7 protein-coding genes are annotated in these 9,632 nt (G+C 70.7%); 2 read left to right on the forward strand and 5 right to left on the reverse strand.

Features of this window, described 5'->3' with window-relative positions:
- On the reverse strand, positions 1–681 hold a 681-nt coding region (locus AB0P24_RS47280), incomplete at its 3' end, for a maltotransferase domain-containing protein (protein ID WP_365805590.1).
- Between the two features lie 614 nt (positions 682–1,295).
- On the opposite strand from AB0P24_RS47280, the gene AB0P24_RS47285 reads away from it, so the two are divergent.
- Positions 1,296–3,920, forward strand: a complete 2,625-nt coding sequence (locus AB0P24_RS47285) for a glycosyltransferase family 1 protein (RefSeq protein WP_365805592.1) — start codon at positions 1,296–1,298, stop codon at positions 3,918–3,920.
- A 105-nt stretch (positions 3,921–4,025) separates the two neighbouring features.
- Here AB0P24_RS47285 and AB0P24_RS47290 read toward each other — a convergent pair whose 3' ends face one another.
- The 4 genes from AB0P24_RS47290 to AB0P24_RS47305 all read right to left on the reverse strand — a co-directional run bounded on the left by AB0P24_RS47290 (position 4,026) and on the right by AB0P24_RS47305 (position 8,027).
- Positions 4,026–4,217, reverse strand: coding sequence for a hypothetical protein (locus AB0P24_RS47290; protein ID WP_365805594.1), 192 nt, complete (start codon positions 4,215–4,217; stop codon positions 4,026–4,028).
- Between the two features lie 189 nt (positions 4,218–4,406).
- Positions 4,407–5,207 (reverse strand): IPT/TIG domain-containing protein, encoded by an 801-nt coding sequence (locus tag AB0P24_RS47295; protein ID WP_365805596.1) that lies wholly within the window; start codon positions 5,205–5,207, stop codon positions 4,407–4,409.
- A 624-nt stretch (positions 5,208–5,831) separates the two neighbouring features.
- A complete protein-coding gene (locus AB0P24_RS47300; RefSeq protein ID WP_365805598.1) occupies positions 5,832–7,532 on the reverse strand; it encodes a multicopper oxidase in 1,701 nt (566 codons plus the stop codon).
- Positions 7,533–7,739: 207 nt separating this feature from the next.
- Entirely contained in the window at positions 7,740–8,027 is a 288-nt protein-coding gene (locus AB0P24_RS47305; protein ID WP_365805600.1) for a hypothetical protein, read from the reverse strand.
- Positions 8,028–8,416: 389 nt separating this feature from the next.
- Between AB0P24_RS47305 and AB0P24_RS47310 the strand changes: the two genes are divergently transcribed.
- Positions 8,417–9,511, forward strand: coding sequence for a right-handed parallel beta-helix repeat-containing protein (locus tag AB0P24_RS47310; RefSeq protein ID WP_365805602.1), 1,095 nt, complete (start codon positions 8,417–8,419; stop codon positions 9,509–9,511).
- Positions 9,512–9,632 lie beyond the last annotated feature (121 nt).

The raw sequence follows: 9,632 nt of genomic DNA on the forward strand, positions 1-9,632 counted from the left end.
GTACCAGGAGCCGTACAGGGCCCGTTCGCGCTCGACGAGCAGCGGCAGCGGCTCGGAGGCGGTGACCAGCTCCCGCAGCGGATGACGGGCCAGGACCTTGTCCACCTCGGGAGCGAGGGCGGCGGCCAGGCGCCAGGGGGCGGGCCGTTCCTCGTCGCGGAGGGCGGCGGCCGCGGTCAGCAGGATTTCCCGTTTTTTTGCCTTCGGGACCCCGGCGGCGGCCCGTTCGTAGAGCCGGGCGCCCTCCTCCAGGACCAGATCGGTGTCGATGCCCGCCGGGATCTTGATCTGCGCGTGGTGGCGCCAGGTGGTGACCGGATCTCCCCATGCCTCGACCTGGTAGGTCCAGCGGCCCGGTTTCCCGTCGACGGTGACGGTGGCGCCCCAGCGGTCGGTGCCCGGGGCGAGCTCCCGCATCGGGGTCCAGGGGCCCGGTCGGCCCTTCGGGTCCTTCAGGACGACGTTGGCGGCGACGGCGTCATGGCCCTCGCGGAAGACGGTGGCGGTGACCTCGAACGACTCCCCGGTGACCGCCTTGGCGGGCCGGCGCCCCTGCTGGACCAGCGGGCGGACGTCGAGGACGGGTATGCGGCCGACGGCGGTGGCCTCGTCCGCGGGGGGCGGCGGGCCGGGTGTCGTGCGCCGGGCCGGAGGTGCTGAGGAATGGTGCGTGGCGGGCATGACCGCTCCTGTCCGCGGCAACGTGGGTGTGGGCGGATGAGTGGTGGGGAGGTGGGTCCTGCGGGGTGTACCTGGAGTTGTACCGCTGCCTGGTGTCAGTCCTGTGTCTGTCGGGTGTACCGGAGGAACCTTCCCACCCTATTCGGGTGGCCAATCCGGCACTTTGTTAACTACTCAGCCGTATGTCTACGCACAAGACCGGCCGTTGCCGTCTCTCGTTTCCTCCTGACGCCGCGAGGGCGGCGCGAACCGGTACGCGACTATTCCTCACCACGTCAAGCGAGCACCGCGACGAGAGGTCACGCATTCGATGAGAGAACTCTCGTTCCCCGGCCGAGCGGATGAAAACCTGCCCCCGTACCACCCCGCGCACGTCAAGCACCGTCCCGGCCGGAGTGCCGCACACCGTTGCGGCGCGGACCGGGACGCGCTGGTGCATCGCTCCGACGCCGGCCTCTCTTCGGCAAGCGGCGTCCGGCGCGGGAGCGGGACGGACGAGGAGGCGGTCCGGATCCCCGCCCCTCGACACCCCCGGCACCGGTACCGTCGACACAGACGCGAGCCGCACACCGCCGTACGGCTCCCACGCGAACGCGAACTGCACGAGGTGGAATGTGAAGGCGATCCGTCGGTTCACCGTCCGTCCCGTTCTCCCCGACCCCCTCCGGCCACTCAGCGACCTGGCCCGTAATCTGCGGTGGTCCTGGCACGCCGAGACACGTGACCTCTTCCAGGCCGTCGACCCCGAGCGCTGGGCAGCCTCGAAGGGCGACCCGGTGCGGCTGCTCGGCAGTGTGCCGCCGGCGCGCCTCGCCGAGCTGGCCGGCGACCGCCGTTTCCTGCGCCGGCTGACGGCGGTCGCCGATGACCTGGGCGACTATCTGGCCGGCGACCGCTGGTACCAGTCGGGGGAGCGGTCCGCCGAACTCCCCGCCGCCGTCGCCTACTTCTCACCCGAGTTCGGCATCACGGCAGCCCTGCCCCAGTACTCCGGCGGCCTCGGCATCCTCGCCGGCGACCACCTCAAGTCGGCCAGCGACCTCGGCGTCCCGCTGATCGGCGTCGGCCTGCTCTACCGGCACGGCTACTTCCGGCAGACCCTGTCCCGGGACGGCTGGCAGCAGGAGCACTATCCCGTCCTCGACCCCAACGAACTCCCCGTGGCGCTGCTGAAGGAGGCCGACGGCACCCCGGCGCACGTCTCCCTCGCACTGCCCGGCGGCAGACTGCTGCGCGCCCGCGTCTGGCTGGCCCAGGTCGGCAGGGTGCCGCTGCTGATGCTGGACTCGGACGTGGAGGAGAACGACCTCGTCGAACGCCAGGTCACCGACCGGCTCTACGGCGGCGGCAGCGAGCACCGGCTGCTCCAGGAGATGCTGCTCGGGATAGGGGGTGTGCGGGCCGTACGGACGTACTGCCGGCTGACCGGCCACCCCGAGCCGGAGGTGTTCCACACCAACGAGGGCCACGCCGGCTTCCTCGGCCTGGAGCGGATCGCCGAACTGGTCGCCACCGGGCTGGACTTCGACTCCGCCCTGGAGGCGGTCCGGGCCGGCACGGTCTTCACCACGCACACGCCCGTCCCGGCCGGCATCGACCGCTTCGACCGTGAGCTGGTCGCCCACCACTTCGGTGCCGACGCCGAACTCCCCGGGATCGGGGTGGAGCACATCCTGCGGCTCGGCATGGAGACCTACCCCGGCGGCGAACCCAACCTCTTCAACATGGCGGTGATGGGACTGCGGCTCGCCCAGCGCGCCAACGGGGTCTCGCTGCTGCACGGCAACGTCAGCCGGGAGATGTTCTCCGGGCTCTGGCCGGGGTTCGACCCCGACGAGGTGCCGATCACCTCGGTGACGAACGGGGTGCACGCCCCGACCTGGGTGGCCCCGGAGGTGGTCCGGCTGGGCGCCCGGCAGCTCGGCGACCGCCGTACCGAGGAGGCCCTGACCGTCGGCGGTCCGGAGCGCTGGGACGCGGTCGCCGAGGTCGCCGACCAGGAGATCTGGGAGCTGCGCCGCAGCCTGCGGGAACAGCTGGTGCTGGAGGTACGGGAGCGGCTGAGGGAGTCCTGGCGGCAACGCGGCGCGGGCACCGCGGAGCTGGGCTGGATCGACGGCGTTCTGGACCCGGACGTCCTCACCATCGGATTCGCCCGGCGTGTCCCGTCGTACAAGCGGCTCACGCTCATGCTGCGCGACCGCGACCGGCTGATGGAACTGCTTCTGCACCCGGACCACCCGATCCAGATCGTGGTGGCCGGGAAGGCGCACCCGGCCGACGACGGCGGCAAGCGGCTGGTCCAGGAGCTGGTCCGGTTCGCCGACGATCCGCGGGTGCGGCACCGGATCGTCTTCCTGCCCGACTACGGCATGGCGATGGCGCAGAAGCTCCTGCCCGGCTGTGACATCTGGCTGAACAACCCGCTGCGCCCGCTGGAGGCGTGCGGGACGAGCGGGATGAAGGCGGCGCTCAACGGCGGCCTCAACCTCTCGGTCCTGGACGGCTGGTGGGACGAATGGTTCCAGCCGGACTTCGGCTGGGCGATCCCGACGGCGGACGGCGCCGGCACCGATCCCGACCGCCGGGACGACATCGAGGCCGCCGCGCTGTACGACCTGCTGGAGCAGCGGGTGACCCCGCGCTTCTACGAGCGCGGCCGCAGCGGTCTGCCGGACCGCTGGATCGAGATGGTCCGGCAGACCCTGACCCTGCTGGGTCCGAAGGTGCTGGCGGGCCGCATGGTCCGGGAGTACGTGGAGCGCCTCTACACCCCGGCGGCCCACGCCCACCGGTCGATGACCTCGGACACGGCCCGGGAACTGTCCGCCTGGAAGGGCAGGGTGCGGGCGGCCTGGCACGGCGTCTCGGTCGACCACGTGGAGACGGCCACCGCCACGGCCACCGCCGAACTGGGCACCACCCTCGCCCTGCGCGTCCGCGTCCGCCTCGGCGACCTCGCTCCCGACGACGTGGAGGTCCAGGCGGTCTCCGGCCGGGTCGACCCGGAGGACCGCATCACGGACGCGACGGCGGTCCCGCTGAAGCCGACGGCGGGCCCGGACCCGGAGGGCCACTGGACCTTCGAGGGCCCGCTGTCCCTGGACCGCACGGGGCCCTACGGGTACACCGTCCGCGTCCTGCCGTCCCACCGACTGCTCGCGTCCGGCGCGGAGCTGGGGCTGGTGGCGTCGCCCACGCAGGACGTGGCGGCGGGGGCGGGGGTGCTGCTGCGCTGACGCTCCGCCGGTTCGGAGAGCACCGGCGGGGTCGTGGGGCCCTCCGCGGCGTCGCGGCGGAGGGCCCGCGGGACGGGCGAAGGCCGCTGTCCCCTGCCACGGCGGTCACGTCCGCCGAGCGTCCGGGGAGGCCGGGGTGACGACGGCGATGGTGCCGATGTTGCCCGATCGCCTGTTGGCCGCGTCGGCTTCCTGCGGGGTCGGGTAGTCGCGCTGGGTGCTGTCCGGCATCGTCAGCCGGTACACGGTGATCGCCCGGCGGGCGTGCGGTTGCTGGCCGCCGCAGTTGCAGCCCATGGTGGTTCTCCTTCGGTCGGGCCGGTGAGAGGTGACCCCGGCGCGGTACGACAGGGCCGGGACTTTCGGTGACGTCGGCCGCCGCCTCGGCCGGGGGGTTTGGCCGAGGCGGCGGTGGTGGCGCCCCTCTGCCCCTCAGGGGCTGGGGCAGAGGGCCGTGTGGTGCTGCCGGTTCTTCAGGCCGGCGGATCAGGTGATGGTGAAGGCCTGGGCGTTGGAGGGACCGCCGCACGTGGTGACCGTGATGGTCCCGGCGCCGGGAGTGAGACCGGTGGGGACGATCGTGGTGAGCAGGTTGTTGCCGAGGGCCGTCCAGGTGGCGGGGATGGTGTTGGTTCCGTCGCTGAACTGCACCGCGGAGATGTCGATGAAGCAGGTTCCGTTGACGGCGATCTCGTCGCCCGCCGTGCCGGTGGCAGGCGACAGCGACGTGATGGTCGGGGCCCGGTAGTAGGAGAACTGGCTCAGGCTGCCGGCCGGGACACTGGTACCGCCGGCGGTGGTGACCTCGATGTCCACCGTGTCGACGCACGAGCCGGGGGTCATCGTGTGGGCCGGGGTGGTGATGGTGACCTGGTTGGCCGAGGAGAAGGTGGGCGTGGGGGTGACCGCGGTGCCGCCCACGGTGGCGCCGGTGCCGGTGAGGAAGTTGGACCCGAACACCGCGACCGTGGTTCCGCCGGCGGCCGGCCCGCAGGTCGTGCCCGCACCTGTGACGCTCGGTGAGGTGACGAAGAAGAACGGGAGCGCGTTGCTGGTGACGTTGGTGCTGCTGGTCACGCTGACGGAGACCTGCCCCGCGCACTGCGCCGAGGGGATCGTGAGGGAGACCTGGGTGGCGGAGACGGTCAGCCCGCTGCTGACCGACAACGAGCCGAAGTTCACCCTGGTCGTGGTCCCCAGGCCGGTGCCGTTGATCTGGAGCGTGTCTCCGGCTTTGCCCTGGTTGGTGGTCGTGGTGGTGTCGACCAGCGACGTGATGGTTGCCATGTCGTTCCTTCGGTTGGGTGCTGTGAATCCAGGTGGGCAGTGGGGGTTCTGCCGCACTTGGTCCGGCCCCGCGAGAGACATCCCGTCGTACGGGCGGGAGAGAGGGCGCGGACGGGACGGCGAGGTGCAGGCGCTCGTGATCCGGTATCGCCGCAGTCGGGGTTGCGCCGGCGCCGGGGTGCGGCGTCTTTGAGGCGAAGCCCGTTCCCTGGGCCTTGGCCGGGAGGTGGGAGCATCCCGGGATGAAGACGTATGGGCGCCGTTTTCAAGAGTGCGCCGCGAATCTCACCTGAAATCAGTAGACCAGAAGTTCAATATTGACAACAGGGCGCATTCAGAGCAATGGGAGGTTAGTGTGAATATAGTTTTAAAGACTTCAGGAGCTATTAATGAGCCGGGGTGCGACGGTGTTTCGGGTGGTACGTGACTCGGACAACGCGCGGCAGCGCTCACCGAACTCCGCAAAGTGCCTGAGCTGTTGAAGGAGGCGGCACGGTACGGTGACCTGCGCCGAGAGCTTGGCCGGCCCGCGGTCGGAGAGCCGGCAGGCATACGGAATCGCCCGCCGGGCGCCGCGGCACGGGACCGTCGGCGCCAGACGGGCGGGGGCCCGGCGAGCCGGGCTCAGCTGACCTCGTAGGTGCGCATCATCTCGTTGTCCTCGTGCTCGGCCATGTGGCAGTGCCAGACGTAGAGTCCCCGCTTGTCGAACAGCGCCTTGATCCGGGTGACCTGGCCGGGCGCCATCTGCACGGTGTCCTTCGGACCCTGCTCGGCGGGGCCGGGCGGCTGCGCCCGGCCGACCCGGATGTTCGTCAGCGCGCCCGTCCGCGGGTCCTGGTCCGCGGTGAACGGCGCCCGGTCCAGCACCTGGAACCGCACCAGATGCAGGTGTACGGGGTGGGTGTCCGGGGTGGTGTTGAAGACCTCCCAGATCTCCGCCGTGTTCAGGGCGGGGTTCTCCGTGGTGGGGTCCATCCATGGCAGCGCGCCCCGCTCCACGGTGCCCAGCATCGGGCGGGGCCGTCCGAAGGCGTCGGTCTTCTCGAACAGCAGCAGGCGGCGGGTGCGGGCCGGCGGCTTGTCGACCGCGAACGGCGTCCTGCGCAGGGTGCCCGGCAGCCGCGGCTCGGGTATGCCGTGGTCCAGCGGTCGGTTGACGCGCAGTTGAAGGATCTCGTCCGCGGGCGGGGCGACCGGGGTGCCGTCAGGGAAAGGCGTCGGAGCGTCGTTGGTGAGCGTGAACCGTGACCCCCGCAGGCCGCGGAAGTCGGCGACCAGATCCACCCGTTCCCCCGGAGAGATCACCACGGGCGCGTCCAGCGGGAGCGGCCGGTACAGGAAGCCGTCTTCGGTGGCGATCTGGGTGACGGGAAAGGGCCATGACCCGCCTACGGAGAGCCGGTAGAAGCGTGAGTTCGAAGCGTTGAGCAGGCGCAGCCGGTACTGGCGGGGCTCCACGTCCAGGTGGGGCCATGCCTTGCCGTTGACGAGGATGACCTGGCCGAAGAACTCGGGCTGGACGGAAGGCCCGCCCGGCCAGCCGGGAGAAGCGGCGGGGGCGTCCGGGTAGGCCAGACGCCCGTCCGGGCAGAACATCCGGTCCTGGATCGCCAGCTCGATCTCGTACCGCCCGCCGGGCAGTTGGCGGTGCTCGATGAGCGAGAGCTCATGAGGGTCGCGCAGGAAGTAGAAGCCGGACAGGCCGGCGTAGATGTTGAGCCGGGTGATGCCCACTGTGTGGTCGTGGTACCACAACGTGGCGGCTTCCTGGGTGTTCTCGTAGGAGAACCGTGTTCCCGCGAAGCGTGGACCGTGGGTGCCCGTGGTGGTGTACCAGGCGTCGGGGTGCCCGTCGCTTCGGGGTTCGATGTGCGCGCCGTGCAGATGCACCACGGACGGCACACCGTTCTCGGCGATGGTGTGGTCGGTGTGCCGAAAGGCCCAGTGGATCGAGGTGTCCACCGGCAGCAGGTGGCGGAAGGGCAGGTCATTGGCCCAGTGCACATGGACCGGGACGTCCTTGAGTGCCACCAGGGTCGGGCCGGGGTAGCTGATGGACATCCCGCGGCCGGGGTGCCCCCCGTAGTGCCCGAAACCCCAGACGGGCGTGGTGAGCCCCAGCCCGCCGCCGAGCACATCCTGGTCGACCGGGCTCGCCCGCAGGGTCCGGGTCCCGCCCGCCGTCATGTCGATGCGCGAGGGCCGGGGCAGCGCGTTCGCGAAGCGCGGGACGGCGAGGGGGTCGGCGATCGGGTCGCGGTACGCCGGGTCCCTGACCGACGGGAGTGTCCGCAGGGGGGCGGCCCGGGCCGCCGTGGGCATGCCGAGACCCCGGAGGAAGAAAGCGCCTCCCACGGCTGAGCCGGCCTGGACGAAACCTCTTCTGCGCACTCCCTGTCCTTTCGTTCAATCTCGGGGCCACTGGCTGGACAGCATGAGAAGTGGCACTCGTCGGAAAAAGGCGTGAGGGATCGCCGGGGCCGGGGCATGCGAAGATCTCGCCCTTGCTCCCGAGCGGAACCAAGGGCGTCAGTCGATCCAGAGCGACGCGACCCCTGACAGGTAGGACAAGGTCAGGGCGACTGCGGGAACCTGAACCCACGGGGATTCGCCCAGGTAGTAAGCGAGCGGTGCCACACCGCCCGCAACCCAGATGCTGGTGCACCAGCTGCACGTCACGAGGTACGCGAGCTTGGACTCCTCGCCGAAGTGATCCGCGACCCAGATCCGGAAGCCGGCTGCGAGTGTGTCCTTGACGACGAATCTCGTTATACGGCACGTGGAGCCGAGCGCAAGTATGAATTGCGTGAGGTTCACGTTCGCCCCCGTTCCGTATTTCCGCTTCTGGAATATCGCGCTCGTGCGGCGGTCGTGCGAATTCGGCTCCGGTCGCCGGTTGATCCCGGCGGGGTCGCCGGAGTCACCGGCCCGTCGACGTCTCCGGGAATCCAATTCTTCTGCTGTCGGCCGGGTGGCGGAAGGGCGCACTCAGGTGCAACAGCGCACCTGGGATGTGTTGACGTATTGTCATTTAAATTTCTCCGGGCGCCGATTGCTCCCGTCGCCGGTCCCCGGCCGCGCCGCCGCGGCGAGCCGTCCCCCGGCAGAACCCCGTCACCCGTCCAGCAGCGACCGGATGCCGATCGTTGTCCGCCAACGCAGTGTGAGTCGTGGCTGTCACTCACGTACACCTAAGGAGACACCTCGTGCGACTCGCGACCACGATCCGCGGTTTCATCCCCGTCATGGTGCTGGCGGTATCCGCGGGGGCGTTTTCCGCCCCCGCGTCCGCCGCCGAGAACCCTGGGAAGGCAGGCGGCAAGAAGTCCGCCACGGCCCCCGTGCCCTGCGGCGCGGGGGCCGCGGCTGCCCTGGTCGCCGCGGTCAGCAACGCCAACAGCGCCCCGGGAGGCGGGACCGTCCAGCTGACCACGGGGTGCGTGTACACGCTGACTTCAGCGGCGGCGACCGGCGTCAACGGTGCCGACGGGCTGCCGATCATCACCGGGGACGTGACCATCTCCGGCACCGGAGCGACCATCAAACGCGCCGCCGCGGCGCCGGACTTCCGGATCGCGGAGGTCGCGCCGGGCGGGAACCTCACGGTCAGCGGGGTCACCCTCTCCGGCGGAAGGGCTGTTGACGGCGGTGGCATCCTCGACCGGGGGGCGCTCACCCTGAGCCGGTCCCCTCTCACCGGCAACACCGCGAGCAACATCGGCGGCGGCGTCGAGGTCGCCTCGGGCGGCACGGCGACCCTCTCCGGGGCCAACCTGACCGGCAACACGGCGGGGGACGGCGGCGGTGTGCACGTCAACACGTCCGCCACGCTCACCTACTCCGGTGGAACGATCTCCGGCAATACCGCGGTGAACACGGGCGGCGGTGTGGCGAGCTTCGGCACCACGCTGCTGACCAGCGCCACGATCCAGGGCAACGTCACGAACAACTTCGAAGGCGGCGGCGTCTGGGGCGGAGCCGGCAGCCTCACCGTCAACGGCAGCCAGATCACCGGAAACACCACGGGGAGCTTCGGCGGCGGTATCGCGAACTTCGGCAGCACCCTGCGGGTGTCGGCCACCACGGTATCGGGGAACACGTCCACGCTGAACGGCGGCGGACTGTACAACCACGCCGGCACCACGCAGTTGATCGCGGACACCATCACCGGGAACACCGCCACCGGTGGCCAGGGCGGGGGAGTCTTCCGGGACGGCGGTACGGTGACGGTCAGCTCGACCACGGTTTCCGGAAACCACCCGAACAACTGCGTCCCGGTCCAGGCCGGCTGCCCGGCGTGAGCCGTGCGGTGACTCCCTGAGGTTCGAACGCCCCGCGCCCCTGGCCTGTGCCTCATGGCCGACCTCCGACCTGATGCGCGGTTTCGTCCGGTACGGGCCACCGGGTACCCCGGAAGTCGAC

The sequence above is a fragment of the Streptomyces sp. NPDC086519 genome (assembly GCF_040686075.1).
Lineage (GTDB): Bacteria > Actinomycetota > Actinomycetes > Streptomycetales > Streptomycetaceae > Streptomyces > Streptomyces shenzhenensis.